This is a genomic window from Streptomyces sp. NBC_00400, assembly GCF_036048035.1.
GTDB lineage: Bacteria > Actinomycetota > Actinomycetes > Streptomycetales > Streptomycetaceae > Streptomyces.
On sequence record NZ_CP107940.1, the window covers coordinates 7,664,979 to 7,684,982 of the forward strand.

At 73.1% G+C, this 20,004-nt stretch carries 16 protein-coding genes; 10 read left to right on the top strand and 6 right to left on the bottom strand.

The genetic code is table 11. From position 1 onward, the window contains the following. Positions 1-2: 2 nt before the first annotated feature. Positions 3-776, bottom strand: a complete 774-nt coding sequence (locus OHS81_RS33730) for an enoyl-CoA hydratase family protein (RefSeq protein ID WP_328389606.1) — start codon at positions 774-776, stop codon at positions 3-5. Positions 777-858: 82 nt separating this feature from the next. Here OHS81_RS33730 and OHS81_RS33735 point away from each other — a divergent pair, with 82 nt between their 5' ends. Beyond that, positions 859-1,737, top strand: coding sequence for an SDR family oxidoreductase (locus OHS81_RS33735; RefSeq protein WP_328389608.1), 879 nt, complete (start codon positions 859-861; stop codon positions 1,735-1,737). 35 nt (positions 1,738-1,772) lie between these two features. After that, positions 1,773-2,690: an SDR family oxidoreductase gene (locus OHS81_RS33740; protein ID WP_328389610.1), complete on the top strand. Its 918-nt coding sequence runs from the start codon at positions 1,773-1,775 to the stop codon at positions 2,688-2,690. Positions 2,691-2,734: 44 nt separating this feature from the next. Here OHS81_RS33740 and OHS81_RS33745 read toward each other — a convergent pair whose 3' ends face one another. Together OHS81_RS33745 and OHS81_RS33750 are read right to left on the bottom strand one after the other, a co-directional pair. Continuing rightward, positions 2,735-4,174 (bottom strand): MFS transporter, encoded by a 1,440-nt coding sequence (locus OHS81_RS33745; protein ID WP_328389613.1) that lies wholly within the window; start codon positions 4,172-4,174, stop codon positions 2,735-2,737. A gap of 195 nt (positions 4,175-4,369) precedes the next feature. After that, positions 4,370-5,161 (bottom strand): uracil-DNA glycosylase, encoded by a 792-nt coding sequence (locus tag OHS81_RS33750; RefSeq protein WP_328389615.1) that lies wholly within the window; start codon positions 5,159-5,161, stop codon positions 4,370-4,372. Between the two features lie 387 nt (positions 5,162-5,548). Between OHS81_RS33750 and OHS81_RS33755 the strand changes: the two genes are divergently transcribed. From OHS81_RS33755 to OHS81_RS33785, 7 genes are all read left to right on the top strand, one after another. After that, positions 5,549-6,706, top strand: a complete 1,158-nt coding sequence (locus OHS81_RS33755) for a M20 metallopeptidase family protein (protein WP_328389617.1) — start codon at positions 5,549-5,551, stop codon at positions 6,704-6,706. Positions 6,707-6,871: 165 nt separating this feature from the next. Further along, positions 6,872-8,035, top strand: coding sequence for an NAD(P)/FAD-dependent oxidoreductase (locus OHS81_RS33760; protein WP_328389619.1), 1,164 nt, complete (start codon positions 6,872-6,874; stop codon positions 8,033-8,035). Positions 8,036-8,096: 61 nt separating this feature from the next. Beyond that, positions 8,097-8,417 (top strand): (2Fe-2S)-binding protein, encoded by a 321-nt coding sequence (locus OHS81_RS33765; protein ID WP_328389621.1) that lies wholly within the window; start codon positions 8,097-8,099, stop codon positions 8,415-8,417. Further along, positions 8,398-9,792 (top strand): FAD/NAD(P)-dependent oxidoreductase, encoded by a 1,395-nt coding sequence (locus tag OHS81_RS33770; RefSeq protein WP_328389623.1) that lies wholly within the window; start codon positions 8,398-8,400, stop codon positions 9,790-9,792. The genes OHS81_RS33765 and OHS81_RS33770 overlap by 20 nt, the downstream gene beginning before the upstream one ends. A 74-nt stretch (positions 9,793-9,866) precedes the next feature. Further along, positions 9,867-10,763, top strand: coding sequence for a dihydrodipicolinate synthase family protein (locus OHS81_RS33775; protein WP_328389625.1), 897 nt, complete (start codon positions 9,867-9,869; stop codon positions 10,761-10,763). 13 nt (positions 10,764-10,776) lie between these two features. Next, positions 10,777-11,778, top strand: a complete 1,002-nt coding sequence (locus OHS81_RS33780) for a proline racemase family protein (RefSeq protein WP_328389627.1) — start codon at positions 10,777-10,779, stop codon at positions 11,776-11,778. A gap of 95 nt (positions 11,779-11,873) precedes the next feature. Beyond that, positions 11,874-12,590: a GntR family transcriptional regulator gene (locus OHS81_RS33785; RefSeq protein ID WP_328389629.1), complete on the top strand. Its 717-nt coding sequence runs from the start codon at positions 11,874-11,876 to the stop codon at positions 12,588-12,590. Between the two features lie 42 nt (positions 12,591-12,632). On the opposite strand, the gene OHS81_RS33790 is transcribed toward OHS81_RS33785, so the two are convergent. Continuing rightward, positions 12,633-14,018: an aminopeptidase P family protein gene (locus OHS81_RS33790; RefSeq protein ID WP_328389631.1), complete on the bottom strand. Its 1,386-nt coding sequence runs from the start codon at positions 14,016-14,018 to the stop codon at positions 12,633-12,635. Between the two features lie 137 nt (positions 14,019-14,155). Here OHS81_RS33790 and OHS81_RS33795 point away from each other — a divergent pair, with 137 nt between their 5' ends. After that, positions 14,156-16,498 (top strand): collagenase, encoded by a 2,343-nt coding sequence (locus tag OHS81_RS33795; RefSeq protein WP_328389633.1) that lies wholly within the window; start codon positions 14,156-14,158, stop codon positions 16,496-16,498. A gap of 114 nt (positions 16,499-16,612) precedes the next feature. Here OHS81_RS33795 and OHS81_RS33800 read toward each other — a convergent pair whose 3' ends face one another. After that, complete coding sequence (locus tag OHS81_RS33800) at positions 16,613-19,060, bottom strand: glycoside hydrolase family 65 protein (protein ID WP_443058804.1); 2,448 nt, start codon at positions 19,058-19,060, stop codon at positions 16,613-16,615. Beyond that, positions 19,057-19,818, bottom strand: a complete 762-nt coding sequence (locus OHS81_RS33805; RefSeq protein WP_328389635.1) for an HAD family hydrolase — start codon at positions 19,816-19,818, stop codon at positions 19,057-19,059. The genes OHS81_RS33800 and OHS81_RS33805 overlap by 4 nt, the downstream gene beginning before the upstream one ends. Positions 19,819-20,004: the final 186 nt, after the last annotated feature.

The window sequence follows — 20,004 nt, forward strand, 5'->3', positions numbered from 1 at the left end:
GGTCAGCCTTCCTTCGTCGGGGTGGTGCCCGGCGCACCGAAGGTGTCGCGGACGCGGTCGGCGACTCCGCTGAGGTTCGCCTCGAAGGTGAAGCCCTGCTCGAAGCGGTAGCTGCGCCCCACGTCGACGGGGTCGATGCCGTTGAGGGCGGCTTTGGCCAGACGGAGCAGAAAGCCGTCCTTCCGGGCGATCTCCCGGGCCAGTTCCCGTGCGGCGCCCGCCAGTTGCGCGCGGGGGACGACCTGCCAGACGGAGCCGTGCGCCTGCAGTTCGGCGGCGGTGACGGTGCGGGAGGTGTAGTAGAGCGCGCGCATCAGGTGCTGCGGTACCAGCCGGGCCAGGTGGGTGGCCGCGCCGAGCGCGCCGCGGTCCAGCTCCGGGAGTCCGAAGGTGGCGTCGTCGCTGGCCACGATCGCGTCCGCGTTCCCGACGAGGCCGATGCCGCCGCCCAGGCAGAAGCCGTGCACCGCCGCGACGACGGGTACCTCGCAGGCGTAGACCGCCGAAAACGCCTCGGCGCAGCCGCGGTTGGCGCCGAGCAGGGCACCGTGCCCGCCGGACGCGGTGTCCCGTTGCATCTCCTTGATGTCGACCCCCGCATTGAAGCCGCGGCCGTTCGCGGTGAGGACGACGCAGCGGACGCCGGGGTCGCGGCCGGCCGCGCGCACGGCCTCGGCGAGGTCGTACCAGCCCTGCACGGGAAGGGCGTTGACCGGCGGGAAGTCCACGGCGACGACGGCGACGCCCTGATCAGGCCGGGAGGTGGAGACACCCATGAGCAGATCAGCTACCTTTCCACCAAGCGTTTGTTAGGTAGCGAAGTTAGCAGCGGATGGTGCGCTGCGGGAGGGGTGCTCCGTGAGCCTGGCCCTCGATCTGTCCGGGCGGCTGGCCGTCGTCACCGGCGGCACCCGCGGCGTCGGCGCGGGTATCGCCCGCGCCTTCCTGCGGGCCGGTGCGGAGGTCGTCATCTGCGCGCGCCGGCCACCGGACGCCCCCGTCACGGCGGCCGGGCGCAGCGCGCACTTCCGTCCCCTGGACCTGCGCGACCAGGCCGCCGTCCACGCCTTCTTCGCCCGGCTCGCGGACGAGTACGGCCGGTTGGACTGCCTGGTCAACAACGCCGGAGGCACGCCGTACCGACTGCTGGGGGAGGGGGGAGCCGAGCGGCACGCCCGGGTGGTCGCGCTCAACCTCCTCGCGCCGCTGACCGCCTCGCTCGCCGCCTACGAGGTGATGCGGGGCGGGCCGGCCGGCGGTTCGGTCCTCATGATCGGCAGCGTCAGCGGCACCCGCCCCTCGCCCGGCACCGCCGCCTACGGCGCGGCCAAAGCGGGCCTGGACCACCTGGCCCGCTCCATGGCCGTCGAATGGGCCCCCGAGGTACGGGTCAACACCCTCGTCCTCGGCATGGTGCGCACCGAACTCGCCGCCCTGCACTACGGCGACGAGGCGGGCATCGCTGCCGTCGGCGCCACCGTCCCGCTCGGCCGGCTCGCCGAACCCGCCGAGATCGGCGACGCGTGCGTGTTCCTCGCCTCCGACCGGGCCGCCTACCTGACCGGGGCGAGCCTGCTCGTCCACGGCGGCGGAGAGCGCCCCGCCTTCCTCGACGCCGCCACCGTCAACCACTCCGGCGCGTCCGCCACCGCCCATCACCGCACGACGCCCGATGACGCGACCGCCGATCACCCCACCGCGCCCGGCTCCATGAAGGGCACTGACCCGACGCCATGAAGGGCAACTGACATGACCGGCAAAGGAGTACGGACATGACCGGCACCGGAGTCTGCACGGGACGCGTGGCCGCCGTCACCGGGGCGGGCCGTGGCCTCGGCCGAGCCCACGCCCTGGCCCTCGCCGCCGAAGGCGCCCAGGTCGTGGTGAACGACCTCGGAGTGGCCCCCGACGGGGCCGGCGCCTCGGCCGGACCGGCCCAGCAGGTCGCCGACGAGATCCGGGCCCGCGGCGGCCGGGCCGTCGCCCACACCGGCGACATCACCACCACCGACGGCGCCGTCTCGCTCGTCACCACCGCCCTGGAGGCCTTCGGCCGCCTCGACACCCTCGTCAACAACGCCGGATTCCTGCGGGACCGGATGCTGGTCAACCTCGATGAGGACGACTGGGACGCCGTCATCCGGGTGCACCTCAAGGGCCACTTCCTGCCCCTGCGGCACGCCGCGGCGCACTGGCGGGCCGAGGCGAAGGCCGGCCGCACCCCCGATGCCCGGATCGTCAACACCAGTTCGGGTGCCGGGCTGCTCGGCAGCGTCGGCCAGGGCAACTACTCCGCCGCCAAGGCCGGCATCATCGGCCTCACCCTCGTCGCCGCCGCCGAACTCGCCCCCTACGGCGTGCAGGTCAACGCCCTCGCACCGGCCGCCCGCACCCGTATGACCGAGCAGACCTTCGCCGCGACGATGGCGGCGCCCGCCGAGGGGGAGTTCGACGCGATGGCCCCGGAGAATGTCTCCCCGCTGGTGGTCTGGCTGTCCTCCGCCGACAGCGCCGGGGTCACCGGCCGGGTCTTCGAGGCCGAGGCGGGCCGGATCACCGTGATGGAGGGCTGGCGCCCCGGCCCCACCGCGGACAGGAAGAGCCGCTGGACACCCGCCGGGGCGGGCCTGGCCGCGCGCGAGCTGCTGGCCTCCGCCGAGGAGCCACGGCCGGTGTACGGCGCGCGCTGACGCATGACGGGGTGGGGCCCGCCGCCCGGATCCGCGCCGGGCCCTCAGCCGGGAACCGTTGAACCGGCCCGGGCCCGCAGCCGTGGCGCACTGACCGCGAGCAGACCGAAGGCGCCGAGGAAGGCCAGCACGGACGTACCGCGCAGGACGGTTTCGATGGCGGGGCCGTCCGCTGCCGCGGTCGACGGGGAGCCGCTGATGACCTCCAGCACCGTCGCCGCGACGGCCACGCTCACCGCCCCGAACAGCACCAGCGACGTCAGCACCAGCCCCGATGCCGCGCCCGTCCGCTCCGCGGGGACATGCGCCTGCGTGGCCACATTCGTCAGCGCCCACCCCAGCCCGATCCCCACCCCGCAGACCATGAAGACCACCGCGTACCAGCCCAGGGGCTGCACCCAGGTCAGCACCAGCAGCCCGGCACCGCTCGTCAGCATGCCGCAGGCCATCAACCGCTCGGCACGCCAGCGCAGGGCCAGCTGCCCGGCCCGGTAACTGGCGGCGCCGACCCCGCAGGAGAGCGCCAGAAAGATCACCCCGGCGTGGAACGGCGACAGTCCCCGGGCCTGCTGCAGATAGAGCGCGGAGAACACCGCGATGAGGCAATAGACCACATTCGAGAGCGAACCCGCGAGGGTGATCACATCGAACTTCACGTTGCGGAACAGCGAGAGATCGATCAACGGCTCCGGCGTCCGCCGCTCCACCGCAACGAACAGCACGAGGAAGGCGATCCCGACGGCGACGGTGGCCAGGGTGGGCGCGGAGCCCCACCCCCAGCCCTGGCCCTGGTCGACAGCCAGCATCAGGCAGGCCAGACCGAGGGCGACCGTTGCCGCACCGGCCAGGTCGAGATGCCGCGTCGCCCGCTCGTCGCGGCTCTCGGGAACAAAGCGCAGCACCAGCAGCATGGCCGCCAGGCACACCGGCACATTGAGCAGGAACACCGCACGCCAGCTGACGTGTTCGGCGAAGACGCCGCCCACGAAAGGCCCCAGGGCGGTGCCGACGGAACTGAACGCCAGCACCGTACTGACCGCCCGCCCCTGCCGGCCGTCGCGGAAGTAACTGGTCACCACCGCCACGGAAACGGGGAAGATCAAGGCCGCGCCGGTGCCCTGCACCACCCGTGCGGCAATCAGCCAGGGGGCGTTCTGGGCGGCGCTGCACACCACGGACAGGGCGGCGAACACGATCAGCCCGATCACGATGACCCGTCGCCGCCCGTGCAGATCGGCGGCCCGGCCGCCCACGATCATCAAGGCGCCGACGGCCACCATGTAGCCGCTGACCAGCCATTGCAGATCGGTGGACGAGGTCCCGAAATCCCGGGCGATGACCGGAAGCATCAGATCGAGCGCGAACCAGTCCATCTGCACGATGAGCATGGACAATGCGGCAGCGACGATCACCGCCCGGTCCCGGTGCGAGAAGGAGCCGCCCGAAGCGGTCGTCCCGATCTGGTCCGCCACACGATGGTGCACGAGCACTCCTCGGCCGTAATCCCGTCACCCACCGGTCTGCGCAGCCGTCTCGCCTCTCAGGATAGAAGTCGGCGCCGGGGGCCGCATGGCGGCGAATCCGCGGTCCCGGGTGCGGCGTGCGGGCGCGGGTCCGGGACCACGGACGGCCCCGGATGTCACTCCTGTCTCGCTTCTCTCGCTCGTCTCTCGCGTTCGTCAGCCTCCCGGAGGCTTCAGCCCCGCGAGTCCGGCGGCGCGGGCGAGCAGATCGACGAGCATGTCGAAGGTGAGCCGGCCGGTGAACGTATTGCGCTGGCTGGGGTGGTAGCTGCCGAGCACCTGGAGTTCCCGCCGCCGCCCGGTGGCGGGCAGGGTCAGCTGGACGCCGTGACCGAACGCGGGGCGGGGCCGGGGGAGCGGCCACCCCGCGTCGCCCAGTACGGGCAGCAGCGCCTGCCAGCCGAAAGCGCCGAGCACCACGACCGTCCGCAGGCCGGGGCCGAGGAGTTCGAGCTCCGCCGACAGCCACGGCCGGCAGGTACGCCGCTCGGCGGGCGTGGGCCGGTTGTCCGGCGGAGCGCAGTGGACCGGCGCGGTGACCCGTACTCCGTACAGCTCCAGCCCGTCGCCCCGGTGCGTCGCGGTGGGCCGGGAAGCGAGACCCACCGCATGGAGGGCGGCGAACAGGAAGTCACCGGAGGCGTCCCCGGTGAACATCCGGCCGGTGCGATTGCCGCCGTGCGCGGCAGGAGCGAGCCCCACGAGGGCCAACGCCGCGTCGGACGGCCCGAATCCCGGGACGGGCCGCGCCCAGTACTCCTGGTCCCGGAACGCCGCCCGCGGATGCGCCGCGACCTCCTCGCGCCATTCCACCAGCCGGGGACAGGCGCGGCAGCGGACCAGCTGGGCGTCGAGCTCCACGAGCTCGCCGCAGCGCCCGGCGTGATGGACGGGGAAGGCTGCCTCATCCCTGCCGGGCGGTGACCCCGCCGCCCCGGTTTCGTTCATGCCTCCACGCTAAGGGCTGTCCCGTCCCCATGGGGGTTGTCCCCACCTCCACATGGGGGCGCGCCGGATGGGCAACGGCTACTGCATGCGGCCATCGTGTCGTATCCGGGTTTCCGCTCACTGGCGGCGACGGACGGTCATGCGGAAGCGGTGCCGCATTCGGCTGCCCGGGAGGCGTACCCGGAGGCCCGGTGAAGGACAACTGACATCAGAAGGCCAACGGAAGCCCAACTGAAGGTCAGTTGGGGGATCGGAGGGGGAACGGTGAAGCGTCCCGGGGAGCGCGCTCTCGCGCGCCGTACGTTACTGGCCGGCACGGCGGCAGCCGGTGCGGGAGCCGTGTGGGGAGCTGCAGGGAGGGCTGCCGCCGGCGGGCGGGGGCAGGCGATGGGGCAAGGGGCGGTGGACGCCGAGGTGGCGCGCCTGGAGCAAGCGCTGATCGCGCTACGGCGGGACATCCACCGGCACCCCGAGGCGCCGGGGCAGGAGCAGCGCACCGCCGGCGCGGTGGCCAGGGAGCTGCGCGAAGCCGGGCTGGCCGTCACCACCGGGGTGGGTGGCCACGGCGTCGTCGGCGTCCTGCGGGGGACGCGTCCGGGCCGGACCGTCGCGTACCGGGCGGACCTGGACGCGGTGCCGCCCAAGGACATCGTCGGGGGTGGCCGGGCGGTGGCCCACGTCTGCGGGCACGACATCCACACCGTCGTGGCGCTCGGCGTCGCACAGGTCCTGGCGCGGCTGCGGCGGCAACTGGACGGAACGGTGGTGTTCCTCTTCCAGCCCGCCGAGGAGACCCTGTCGGGGGCCCGTGCGCTGATCGACACGGGTGTGCTGGAGCGCACCCGTGTGGAGGAGATCCACGCGCTGCACTGCGGGCCGTTCCCCGTTGGCCGGTTCGCCGTGACACCGGGCTTCGGAATGCCGGGCCAGGACAAGGCGGAGATGACCGTCTCCGGGCCGGACGCGCCCGATGCCGCACGACGACTGGCCGGCGAGATCGGCGCGCTCGCCACGGTGGCACTGCCGCAGACCCCCGCGGACCTCGAGCGCATCGTCGCCGACGCCCAGACGCCCGACGGGCCACTGGCCCGGTTCGTGGCCCTGCGGGCACGGGCGGAGGAAGCCAAGGTGAGTGTGTCCTACCGCTGCTGGCCTCAGGAGTGGTACGTGGAGGTACGCGAAGACATCCGTCACCTGGCTGCGTTGTATGCGGGGGCCGGGGTGAGTTTCCCCACCGAGCCGTTCCCTGCCATGGTCTGCCCGGAACACGACGCCCGCGTGCTCGCCTGCCACCTGCGGCACACCCTCGGCCGAGACGCGGTGACCGAGCTCCATGCCGCCTTTCCGCCGTTCAGTGGCGAGGACTTCGCCCTCTACCTGGACCGCCTCCCCGGCACGTTCACCTTCCTCGGCGTCCGTGCCCCCGGCGCACCCCTCACCACCAGCTACCCGCACTACCCCGACTTCGCCCCGGACGAGCGCGCCATCGGCATCGGCGTACGGGCCATGGCGGGCTGGATCGCGGAGCGGACCCGGAGCCGGTGACCACCGCCGCCGGCATCGCCCGACCCGTCCTCCGGCCCCCGGGGCCGTCAGGGCCGGTAGCAAAGCCACCGTGGCGGTCCGCCAAGTCCCCTTTCCGACGCTTGTGTTGTGTGACATATTACTGATGTGCCCACGAGACACAGACAGTCTTTGGATGCTCCGGATGTGGTCATCGTCGGGGCCGGAGTGGTCGGCGCCGCCTGTGCCTACTACGCCGTCCGGTCCGGCCTTGATGTCGCCGTCGTCGACCGCGGACCCGTCGCGGGCGGCACCACCGGCGCCGGAGAGGGGAACCTGCTCGTCTCCGACAAGGAACCGGGACCCGAACTCGAACTCGCGCTGCTCTCCCTCCGGTTGTGGCGCGACCTCGCCGCCGAGCTGCCGCCGGAGATCGAGTACGAGACGAAGGGCGGGCTGGTCGTCGCCTCCGACGAACCCGGCATGGCGGCGCTGCGCGCCTTCCGCGCGGCGCAGGGCAGGGCGGGCGTGCGGAGCGACTGCCTCTCCGCCGACCGGCTGCGGGATGCCGAACCGCATCTGGCGCCCGGCCTTGCCGGAGGCGTCCTCTACCCGCAGGACGCCCAGGTCCAGCCCGCCCTGGCCGCCGCCCATCTGCTGCGTGCCTCCGGGGCCCGGCTGCACCTGGGCGCGGAGGTCACGGCCGTCCTGCGGGGGCCCGGCGGGACGGTACGGGGCGTCCGTACCCCGCGGGGCGACCTCCTGGCCCCCGCAGTGGTGAACGCCACCGGCACCTGGGCCGGCCGGCTGGCCTCCCTCGCCGGGGTGCGGGTCCCCGTCCGGCCCCGCCGGGGATGTGTGCTGGTCACCGAGCCGCTGCCGCGTGTCGTACGCCGCAAGGTCTACGCCGCGGACTATGTCGCCGATGTGGCCAGCGGATCGGCGGCGCTGCAGACCTCCGCCGTCGTCGAGGGCACCCCGGCCGGACCGGTCCTGATCGGTGCCAGCCGGGAACGGATCGGCTTCGACCGCACACTCTCGGTCGGGGTGCTGCGCCGGCTCGCCGCCCAAGCCGCTGCCCTGTTCCCCGTATTGGCAGGTGTCCGGGTGATGCGCACCTATCAGGGGTTCCGCCCCTACCTCCCCGACCACCTCCCGGCGATCGGCCCCGACCCGCGCCTGCCCGGCCTGCTGCACGCCTGCGGTCACGAGGGCGCGGGCATCGGACTCGCCCCGGCCACCGGCCGGCTGATCGCCGCCGCGCTGACGGGGACCCCCGGCCCGCTGGACGCGCGGCCGTTCCGCCCGGACCGGTTCGCCGAAGGGGCGGGAGAGGAAGGGGCGGCGGAGGAAGGGGCGGGGGAGGCATGACGCTGTCCGCCCTGCTCGTGCCTTCGCCCGCCCGCACACCACCACCGAGAGGAGTCCGGGGATGACGCGTCGCCGTACCCCCGCCGACGTCGTACGGGCCGCGCCGGGACCGGCGTTCGAGATCCGTTTCGACGGGCGGCCCCTGCCCGCGCTGCCCGGTCAGAGCATCGCCGCCGCGCTCTGGGCGGCCGGTGTGGTCTCCTGGCGGACCACGCGACGCGAGGGGCGGCCGCGCGGAGCCTTCTGCGGGATCGGCTCCTGCTTCGACTGTCTGGCCACCGTCAACGGCCGGCCCAACCAACGGGCCTGCCTGGTGCCCGCCCGGCCCGGGGACACGATCACCACCCAGGAGGGACACGGGCATGCCGATCTCGCCGTCTGACACCCACGACCTCGTGGTCATCGGCGCGGGGCCGGCCGGGCTCGCCGCCGCCGTCACCGCCGCCGGCTTCGGGCTGCGGGTGGCACTCGTCGACGCGGCCACCCGGCCCGGCGGACAGTTCTACCGGCAGCCGGCTCCCGGGCTGGGCGCCGCCCGCCCCGAGGCCCTGCATCACTCCTGGCGTGCCTTCGCGCGGCGTACCGCGCGGCTGGACGCGCAGCTCGCCGCAGGCCGGGTGAGTCACTTCGCGGCACACCACGTCTGGGCCGTCACCCGGGACCCGGCGCACTGGACCGTGCACGCGGTCACCGGGCCCGACGGCGGGCAGGGGCGGGCCGAGGTGAGGGCGCAGCACGTGCTTCTCGCCACCGGCGCGCACGAGCGTCAACTCCCCTTCCCCGGCTGGACGGTGCCCGGTGTGGTGGGCGCGGGAGGCGCGCAGGCCATGCTCAAGGCGGGGCTGGTGCTGCCGGGGCGGCGGATCGTGGTCGCCGGCAGCGGGCCGCTGCTGCTCGCCGTCGCCGGATCGCTCGCCGCGGCCGGCGCCACCGTGCCGGTGGTCGCCGAGGCGAGCGGCTACGCCGGATACGCCCGTGCCCCGCGCACACTTGCCGCCAACCCCCGCAAGCTCGTCGAAGGGGCCGGTCACGCGGTGACCCTGCTCCGCCACGGGGTACGCCTCCGTTCCCGCAGCGCGGTCACCGCCGTGCACGGCAGCGACCGGGTCGAGGCCGTCACCGTGACCCGGCTCGACCGGGACTGGCGGCCGGTGCCCGGGACCGGACTGCGCATCCCCTGCGATGCGCTCGCCGTCGGGCACGGGCTCGTACCGCAACTGGAGACGGCCACGGCACTGGGCTGCGCCACCCGTCGTACTCCGGACGGCACCTGGGCCCTGGTGCTCGACGACCAGCAGCGGACCACGGTCGACGGTGTCTGGGCGGCCGGTGAGGCCGGGGGCGTGGGGGGTGCGGAACTCGCCTTTGCGGAGGGTGAGTTGGCGGCGCACAGCATTGCCCGCCGGGCCCCTCGCGCCGCGCTGCGGCGCCGCCGGGACCGGCTGCGGCGGTTCGCCCTGACCATGGCCGCCGCGCATGCGCCGCGCCCCGGCTGGGCCGGCTGGCTCCGTGCGGACACCGAGGTCTGCCGCTGCGAGGAGGTCACGGCCGGCCGGATCCAGGACGCCGTATCCGGCCTCGGTGCCCGCGACACCCGTACCGTCAAACTGCTCACCCGGGCCGGAATGGGCTGGTGTCAGGGGCGGATGTGCGGCCCCGCGGTGGCCCGGCTCGCGGGTCAGGACGGGCCCGCGGCCGACCGCAGACCCCTCGCCTGTCCCGTCGTCCTGGGGGAACTCGCGGGCGGACAGGCCTAGTTCGATTCCGGGCGGCCTTGGCAAGCCCCTGGAGCGCTCAGTAAAATGTCACATCTCATAGAAGGAGACTTCCTATGGTCACCCGCACCCGCCCCTGGCACGGCATCATGGTTGCCACCACCCTCCCCTTTCGTGACGACCTCTCCGTCGACCACGACGCCTACGCCGACCAGGTGGCCCGGCTGCTCGCCGCCGGCTGCGACGGTGTCGTCCCCAACGGCTCCCTCGGCGAGTACCAGACGCTCACCGACGACGAGCGCGCCCGGGTCGTCCGTACCGCCGTGGCGGCCGCCGGTGACGGAGACCGGGTGATGCCCGGTGTCTCCGCCTACGGCAGTGCCGCATCGCGCCGGTGGGCCGAGCAGGCCGCCGAGGCGGGCGCCGGCTCCGTCCTGCTGCTGCCGCCCAACGGCTACCGTGCCGAACCGGCCGCGGTCCGTGCCCACTTCGCCGAGGTGGCCGCGGCCGGCCTGCCCGTCGTCGCCTACAACAACCCCTTCGACACCAAGGTCGACCTCACCCCCGGCCTCCTCGCCGAGCTGCACGCCGACGGCAGCATCGTCGCCGTCAAGGAATTCAGCGGCGATGTCCGCAGGGCCTACGAGATCGCCGAAGTCGCGCCGGAGCTGGACCTGCTGATCGGCGCCGACGACGTCCTGCTCGAACTCGCCCTCGCCGGTGCCGTCGGCTGGATCGCGGGCTTCCCCAACGCACTGCCCGAGGCGTGCGGCACCCTCTACCGCGCCGCCCTCGCCGGTGACCTCGACACCGCGCGGCCGCTCTACCGCGCCCTGCACCCGCTGTTGCGCTGGGACTCCCGGCCCGAGTTCGTGCAGGCGATCAAGCTGGCCATGGACCTCGCCGGACACCGTGGCGGCCCGACCCGCCCGCCACGCTCCCCGCTCACCGCCGAGCACGCGGCCGCGCTCCGTGCCGCCACCGGAAAGCTCCTCGCCGACGGCCACCGCTGAAAGGGGGTCCGCCATGCGCACCCGCCATGTCTTCCACGCCGTCGACTCCCACACCGAGGGCATGCCCACCCGCGTCATCACCGGCGGCGTCGGCATTGTGCCCGGCGCCACCATGGCCGAGCGCCGGCTGCACTTCGCCGAGCACCGCGACGCCCTCCGTACGCTGTTGATGTACGAGCCGCGCGGCCACGCCGCCATGAGCGGCGCGATCCTCCAGCCGCCGACCCGGCCCGACGCCGACTACGGCGTCCTGTTCATCGAGGTCTCCGGCTACCTCCCGATGTGCGGGCACGGCACGATCGGCGTGGCCACCGTCCTCGTCGAGACCGGCATGGTGGAGGTCCAAGAACCCGTGACCAGGGTGCGGCTCGACACCCCCGCCGGACTGGTCACCGCGGAGGTGCAGGTGAGGGACGGGGCGGCCACGGCCGTCACCCTCACCAATGTGCCCGCCTTCTGCGCCGGACTGGACCGCAAAATCGCCGTCCCGGGCTACGGCACGCTGAGCTATGACCTCGCCTACGGCGGCAACTTCTACGCGATCCTGCCGCTGGACAGCGTCGGCCTGCCCTTCGACCGGGCCCGTAAGGACGACATTCTCGCCGCCGGACTCGCCCTCATGGAGGCCGTGAACGCCACCGACCGGCCGGTCCATCCCGAGGACGAGCGGATCGGCGGCCTCAAGCACGTCTACTTCGCCGCGCCGGGGTCGGACGCCTCCCGCTCCCGGCATGCGATGGCCATCCACCCCGGATGGTTCGACCGCTCGCCGTGCGGTACGGGCACCTCCGCACGGATGGCGCAGCTGCACGCACGCGGCGAACTCCCGCTCCACCAGGACTTCGTCAACGAGTCGTTCATCGGAACGGAGTTCACCGGCCGCCTCGTCTCCACCACCACGGCCGGCCCGTTCCCGGCCGTGGTCCCCACCGTCACCGGCCGGGCCTGGGTGACCGGCACCGCGCAGTACTTCCTCGACCCGTCCGACCCGTTCCCCGCGGGGTTCGTGCTGTGACACGCGGCCCGTGAGGCCGACGGCCGCCCGCCACCAGGGAGTTCGCGCAACGTGACATTGTACGCTGGCACTCCGCGCCAATTCGGAGGACCACGATGGGTGAACTCAAGCACCGCAGCCTGATCACCGCGCAGGAGCGGCTTCGCGACCAGGTCGCCCATCAACTGCGCGCGGCCCTGATCGCGGGCGAGCTCCGCCCGGGGTCGGTCTACTCGGCCCCGGGCCTCGCCGCGGACTTCGGGGTCTCCGCCACCCCGGTGCGCGAGGCGATGCTCGACCTCGCCCGCGAGGGGCTGGTCGAGCCGGTGCGCAACAAGGGCTTCCGGATCACCGAGGTGAGCGAGCGCGACCTCGACCAGTACACCGAGATCCGTGCCCTGATCGAGGTCCCGGTCGTCGGCCAGGTCACCCGCACCGCCGACCCGGCACAGCTGGAGGCCCTGCGCCCTGCCGCCCTGGAGATCGTCGCCGCCGCCCGCGCGCACGACCTCATCGGCTACCTGGAGGCCGACCGCCGCTTCCACCTCGACCTGCTCGGCCTCAGCGGCAACGACCGCCTGGTCGAGACGGTCGGGGACCTGCGCAAGCGCTCCCGTCTCTACGGCCTCACCCGCCTCGACGAGCGCAATCAACTGCTGCCCTCCGCCGAGGAGCACGTCGAGCTCCTCGAGGTGATGCTGACGGGCGACGCCGAGGCGGCCGAGGCCTGTATGGCCCGCCACCTCGGTCATGTCCGCTCGCTGTGGGCCCAGGGCCGCGAGGAACCGCTGGTACCGCGGCCGCAGCAGCCGCAGGCCGCCCGCCGGGGCTGACCGGGTGGACGGGGCAAGCCCGGTCAGCCCCGGTCAGCGTGGTCAGCCCCGGCCGGTGAGCAGCCCGTCCATCCACTCCTCCACCCCGTCGGCGGTGCGCGGCAGCGCCGACGACATCAGCCGGGCACCGTCCGAGGTGATCACCAGATCGTCCTCGATCCGGACCCCGATACCGCGCAGCTCGCGGGGCAGGGTCTCGTCGTCGGGCTGGAGATAGAGCCCCGGTTCGACGGTCAGGACCTGCCCCTCCGCCAGGACGCCGTCCAGGTACTGCTCGGCGCGGGCCCGGGCGCAGTCGTGCACATCGAGCCCGAGCATATGGCCCGAACTGCACAGCGTGTAGCGCCGGTACAGGCCGCTGTCGGCGGCCGGCGCCTCCCGCGCCGGGATGCGCAGGACGCCCCAGTCGGCCAGCCCCTCGGCCAGGACGCCCGTACAGGCCCGGTGGAAGTCCCGGAAACTCGCGCCCGGCTTGAGGGCCGCGATGCCCGCCTCCTGCGCGCCGAGCACCAGCTCGTACACCCGGCGCTGGACGGGGGAGAAGCGCCCGGAGAGCGGCAGGGTGCGGGTGAGGTCGGCGGTGTACAGCGTGTCGGTCTCCACGCCCGCGTCCAGCAGCAGCAACTGGCCGGGGTCGAGCGGTCCGTCGTTGCGGGTCCAGTGGAGCACACAGGCATGGGCGCCGGCGGCGGCGATGGTCTCGTACCCGGTGCCGTTGCCCTCGGCGCGGGCGCGCAGCTGGAAGACCCCTTCGATCCAGCGTTCGCCGCGCGGGTGGCGCAGTGCGGCGGGGAGGGACCGTACGACATCCTCGAAGCCGGTGGTGGTGTGCGCGACGGCCTCCTGGAGCTGAGCCACCTCCCAGTCGTCCTTCACCAGTCTCAACTCGCTGAGGACGGAGGCGAGTTCCGCGTCATGGGCGGCGTCCCGTCCGGGCCGGTGAGGTGCGAGGTCGTCCAGGTGCGCACAGCGGAGGCCGGTGAGGCGTTCGGCCTCGGCGAGATCGGGGCGGCGGCCCACCCAGAACTCGCCGTAGCGGCGGTCCCGGTAGAACGCGCCACCGTCGTCCCGCGGCGGCCGCGGCCGCAGGTACAGCACCGCCTCGCCGTCCGGTTCCAGTACCAGGACGTGCCCCGGCTGGTCCTCGCCCGTCAGCCCGGTCAGCCAGGCGTAGGCGCTGTGCGGGCGGAAGCGGTGATCGCAGTCGTGGGAGCGGACCTTCAACTCCCCGGCGGGGACGGTCAGCCGCTCGCCGGGGAAGCGTGCGGCGAGCCGGGCCCGGCGGCCGGCGAACCGGGCGAAGCCCGGGACGCGGGGGCCGTCGGGGGGAGGGGTGGTGGCCCACCGGCCGGTCATGAAGGAGGCGAGGGCGTCCGACACCGGCAAGTCGTGGCTGCCGGTGTGGAGTTGGGGGGCGCGCGAAGTCAAAGGACACCTCCGGTAAAGAAAGTACCTGAAGCCTTGTCAGTGCAATTTCACATTACTATGTTATGGGTCACACCTCGTGGAGTGAAGGCCACCGCCTCCATCCCCACACAACCCCCCACCCCCTCCCGGAGGTTCAGGTGTCCCCTTCGCGTCTGCCGCGCAGCATCCTGCTGGCCGCGACCCTCGCCACCACCCTCGCCCTGCCGGCCGTCCAGGCCGCCCAGGCGGCACCCCACCCGTCGGCCCCCTCCTCGCAGCGGACCCGGGCACCCCAGCCCGGACACCGTCCTGCCGCCCCCACCGCCAACCCCTTCGACCACGCCCAACGCCTCGCCAGAGCCCCGAAGTCCGACGCCGCCCCGGCGCCGGCACCCCGTGCCCTCGTCGAGAGAGGCCGTATACCGGGCCCCCAGACCAAGCCCGCAGGCCCGCCGCAGGGCCCGAGACCCGAGGTCGCCCCCTGCACCCTCGACGGCATCACCGGCCTGAACCCCGAACAGTTCGCGGACTTCCTCGCCGACCCGGCCGTCACGGCCGACGGCTGTCTGCGCACCCTCGTGTGGACCTGGGACCCCCGGCTCATCCCCGTCATGTCCGACGCCCACGTCCAGGCGGTGGCCCGTCGCATCACCGGCCTCGCCGCCGCCCACGACGGCAAGAACACCAGCCATCTGTACGAGATGTTCACGTACTTGCACGCGGTGGCCTACCAGGACTTCTCACACGACGAGATCGACACCACCGACGCCCCCACCGTCGACGCCGTACGCCGCGCCGTCGAGGCCTTCGGCACCGCGGCCCGCACCTTCGACGTCACCCGGGCCAACGCCGACACCCTGCGCGAAGCCCTCTACGCCGCCAGCGCCCCGGGCCTGCGTCAGCACCAACTCGACCTGATCCAGCGGGTCCTGGCCACCCTGGACGCGGCCCACCCCGCCACCCACAAGGACCCGGCCTGGGGCAACGCCGCTCTCGCCGCGCTCTCCGTCAACTACCTGGGCGTCTACCCCGGCAACAAGGACACCGCCTTCCAGTACGCGGTCGCCGCCGACCCCGCTTACCGCGCCGTCTTCAAGGCGTTCGCCGGATACACCCACCTCAAGGGGACACCCAACGCCTGGGCCGTACGCGATGCGCTCGGGGAGTACGGCCGCTTCGGCCAGATCGATTCCCTCAAGCAGGCCATCGTCACCGACCTCGGCGCCCTCCTCCCCACCACCGTGCGCAACTTCGGCGACGGCAGCGAACCCTGGGCCAAGGTCGCCGGCTGGCTGATCTTCTTCGACGCCTGCAAGCCGTACGCGGTGTGCAAGGACGACATCGAAAAGCGGATCTTCCCGCACACCTACTCCTACGACAACGGCGCCCTCAAGGTCCGCACCGCCCTCGACCGCGCCGTCGTCGACCAGCTCTACTACGCGTCCAAGCAGGTCAGGGCCCAGTTCCACCGGGTGCTCGGCACCACTGAACCGCTGGCGGGCGACCCCAACACCACCCTCACCATCGTCCTGTACGCCTCCCGCGCCGACTACGAGGTCTACCACCCGATGCTCACCGGCATGGGCACCAACAACGGCGGCGTCTACATCGAGCAGGGCGCGACCTTCTACACCTACCAGCGGCGCGTCCCCCAGGACTCCAGCCTCACCCTCGAAGAGCTCTTCCGGCACGAGTACGTCCACTACCTCAACGGCCGCTTCGCCGTCCCCGGCTTCTTCGGCGAGGGCCCCTGGTACGAGGGCGACCGCACCACCGCCATGGACGAGGGCAGCGCCGAGTTCTTCGACGGCTCGACCCGCGACAACGGCATCGCCGTGCGCCGGTCGCTCGTCCGCGACATCATCGCGGACACCGCAGACGGCAAAGCCCGTATGAGCATCAACGCGTTCCTGCACGCGACGTACGACCGCGACGGCTTCCGCTTCTACTCCTACGCCGGGACGTTCTTCGAGTTCCTGTGGCGCGACCACCCCGCCATGCTCCAGGAGATGTACCGGTACCTGCGGGCGGACGACCCGGCCGCCTTCGACTCCTGGCGCAACCGCATGGGATCCGACGCGGGGCTGCAGCAGCAGTACGACGCCTTCCTCGACGCGCAGATCGCCATCGTCGACGACCTCTTCGTACCGGACACGACGTTCACGCCCAACGGATCCCTGAAGTTCGCCACCCCCGCCGAAGTACAGAGCGCCTTCGCCGCCGCCACCGCCAACACGCCCGTCTGCAAGGACGACGGCGACCCGGGCATCGGCCGGTTCACCTGCACCGGCCGGATCACCGCCAATCTCGCCAACTCCGGCGACCCCGGCCAGGTCTTCAAGGACATGGCCGAGACCGTCGACTACTTCATCCTCGACCGCACCAAGCCCGCCGCGAACAACTTCACCGATATGAACTGCTCCTTCGGCCCCACCGACATCTGGTCCTCGGGCCGGGCCGGCAGCGCGGACTTCCGCTGCGAGGGCCCGTTGCGGCGGTGAGAACGCCGCCGTCCCCGGCGCCGGCACGGCCCGTCGTGCAACTGGCGGGCCGTGTCCGGCCGGTGAGCCGTGACCGGCGGACGGTCCGTGACCGGCAGGGCCCTTCGGCCTCCGTCAGTCGCCGGGCAGATCGAGCCGGCGGGACGTACCGGGCGCCAGCGAGAACGCGCGGTCGCGCAGCCTGACCCGCACCGCGGCGTTCTCGGAGGCCGGCACCGCGATCCGTACCTGCTCGGCGCGGATGCGCAGATCGATGTCCCAGTGGCGCCGGAAGCGGATGCGGACCCCGAACTTCGAGAGCTCCGGCAGCGGCGCCGGATCGAGCCACAGCGCCTGGTCGCGGGTCTCCAGGCCGGTCATCCCGCGCTGGACGAAGTCCAGGGTGCCGGCCATCGCGCCCAGGTGGATGCCCTCCGCTGTGGTGCCGCCCTGGACGTCCGCCACGTCCCCGGCCAGCGCCTCCTCGCAGAACGTCCAGGCGTCGGGACGCTGGACGCGGGCCAGGACCCAGGCGTGGACCAGGGCGCTGAGGGTGGAGCCGTGGCTGGTGCGGTGCAGGTAGTAGTCGACGGTGGCGTGCCAGATGTCGTCGTCCAGGGGATGGCCGAGCCGGCGGAACACCGAAGCGAGCTCCGACGGCGAGAAGAGATAGCCCAGCATCAGCACATCGGCCTGTTTGGAGGCCTGGTAGCGGTTGACCGTGTCGCCCTCCGCCTCCAGGATCCGGTCCAGCCGGCGGATGTCACCGTAGCGCTGCCGGTATCCGTGCCAGTCCAGCTCGTCGAGGTCCCCGTATCCGGCGAACTGGCTGATCACCCCGCGGTGGTAGGGCACATGGAGCCGGTGTGCGATGTCCTCCCAGCGCTCGGGCTCCTCCGGGCCGAGCTGGAGACGTTCGCACAGCTGCCGGTGATGGGCCTCGGGGAGCGTGCGGCAGAGATCGAGGGCACGCATCAGCACCCAGGCCGCCGTGACATTGGTGTAGGCGTTGTCGTCCACTCCCGGTGCGGCGGCGTCCGGATAGCCGTCGTGGTACTCGTCGGGACCGACGACCCCACGGATGCGGTACCGGCCCAGGGAGGCGTCCCAGACCGCACAGGCGGCCCAGAAGCGGGCGATCTGCAGCAGCATCTCCGCGCCCCTGGTGTGCAGGAACTCCGTGTCGCCGCTGGCCTGTCCGTACTGCCACACGTTGTAGGCGATCGCCGACCCGACGTGGTGCTGGAGCCGCGAGTAGTCGGGCAGCCAGCGCCCCGAGCGCGGGTTGAGGTGGAGCTGCTGGGTCTCCTCACGGCCGTCGCCGGCGCTCTGCCACGGGTACATCGCACCGGTGCGGCCCGCTTCCCGCGCGGCATGGCAGGCGGCGGGCAGCCGCCGGTAGCGGTAGTCGAGCAGCGCACGGGAGACCTGCGGCAGATGCAGATTCAAGAACGGCAGTACGAACAGCTCGTCCCAGAAGACATGTCCGCGGTACGCCTCGCCGTGCAGCCCCCTCGCCGGCACCCCGGCATCCAGCTCGGCGGTGTGCGGCGAGAGGGTCTGCAGGAGGTGGAAGAGGTGCAGCCGCAGGATCCCGCCCGCCTCGCCGGGGACCTCCAGCTTGGCCTGCCGCCACAGGTTCTCCCAGGCGCGGTGGTGCGAGGCCCGCAACTGCCGGAAGTGCGGGGCCAGGGCCACACAGTCCACTGCCGCGTGCCGCGGGCTCTCGATCGCCGGGTCACGCGAGGTGAACAGCGCCACGGTCTTCTCGACGACCGCGGGGGAGGCCGGGGGGAGGGGCAGGACCAGGGTGTGGAACGCCCCCAGCGCGGTGAGCTGCGGCATGGGTGCCCCGCCCCGGCCGGAGGAGGCGCGGGTCCGGGCGGCCAACGCGATACGGATGTCCGAGTCGAGGGTGCGGCAGCTCAGCCACACGGTGTCCGGCCGCTCGCTGCCGGTCTCCCACCCCGTCAGATGCTGGTCCGCCAGCTCGCGGTAGCGCGCGACGCCGGCATTGCGCACCGCACCGTCGATCCCGGACTCCACCTCCACCGTGCCCGCCCACCCATGGGACCGGAAGCAGGTGCGCAGCGCGGCCAGATGGGGTTCTCCCATGTGCACCAGGCGGCACTGTTCGACGGTCAGCCGCCGGCCCGCCTCGTCCTCGTAGACCGAACAGCGGGTCAGCGTGCCGTGCCGCAGGTCCAGGGTCTGCCGGTGCTCTGCCAGCTGCGGGTGGTCGGGGGAGAGCCAGGGGCCGGGAGCCGCGTCGGCGGGGCAGATCCGGTAGCGCAGCGGGAGCCAGTTGGGGAGGTTGACCATGTCCTCGTTCTCGACCGGGCGCCCCGCCACCAGCGAGGTGAGCCGGTTGTAGCAGCCGGCGGCATAGGTGCCGGGGTAGTGCGCGGGTCCGGCCGGCACCTCGGACGCCGCGCCGCGGGTGGCGAAGTAGCCGTTGCCGAGGGCACAGAGCGTTTCGCGCAGCCGTTCCGTCTCCGGGTCGTACCCCTCGTACGACCAGGCCCAGGGGTGCGGCATCCGCCCGCCCCGGCCGCCGTACGGCCAGGTCCAGGCGCTCGTCATCCCCCCTCCCCGGCCGTCAGCAGCTCGCCGGGGTCGGCCACGACCACATCGGCGCCACGGCGGCGCAGGGCGGTGGCACTGTACGGTCCTGCCGTCCGGTCCACGCCCACCACCAGGCCGAATCCGCCGCGGCGGCCGGCCTCGACACCGGCGAGGGCGTCCTCCACCACGGCGGTGTCCGCGGCCGGGACACCGAGCCGCCGGGCCGCTTCAAGGAAGAGCGCGGGGTCCGGTTTGCCGGGCAGGTGCAGCCGGCGCGCCTCGTTGCCGTCCACCACGGCCCCGAAGAGCCCGAGCACATCGGCCGCGGCCAGCAGCTCGGTGGCATGGCGGGACGCCGAGACGGCGGCGCACGGTACCCCGAGGTCCCACAGCACCCGCAGCAGGCGCACGGTGCCGGGCCAGGTGGTGACGGCCTCGGTCCGCAGGCGCGCGGTGAACAGCTCGTCCTTGCGGGCCGCGACGGCGCCGACGGTGTCCGTGCCCGGTGCGTCCTCCGGCGTGCCGGGCGGCAGACCGAGGCCCCGGGCGCGCAGGAAGGCGGCCGCCCCGTCCTGCCGGGACCGTCCGTCGACATAGCGCAGATAGTCGTCCACGGGGTCGAAGGGGCGCTGCCCGCCCGCGGCCGTCAGACACGCGTCGAAGGCGCTCTTCCAGGCCGCGGCATGCATCCGCGCGGAGTCGGTGATGACCCCGTCGGTGTCGAAGACCACGGCCCGCAGCGAGTGCAGACAAGCGGCCAGGGAGACGCCGCTCATGGTGACGGTTCCGTTCGCATGGTGACGGTTCCGTTCGTCGGTGTGTCCCTTCCATGGCACCACGACTGCGGGCCATGGGCGCGCCGCGCTCCGTCACCCCGGGCCGGTGGGCCCGGTGCGGCCCGCGCGGCCCGGCGCGGTCCCGCCGAACGGCTTCGGGACCGCCTGGCCGCCGCCCCTGCGCGC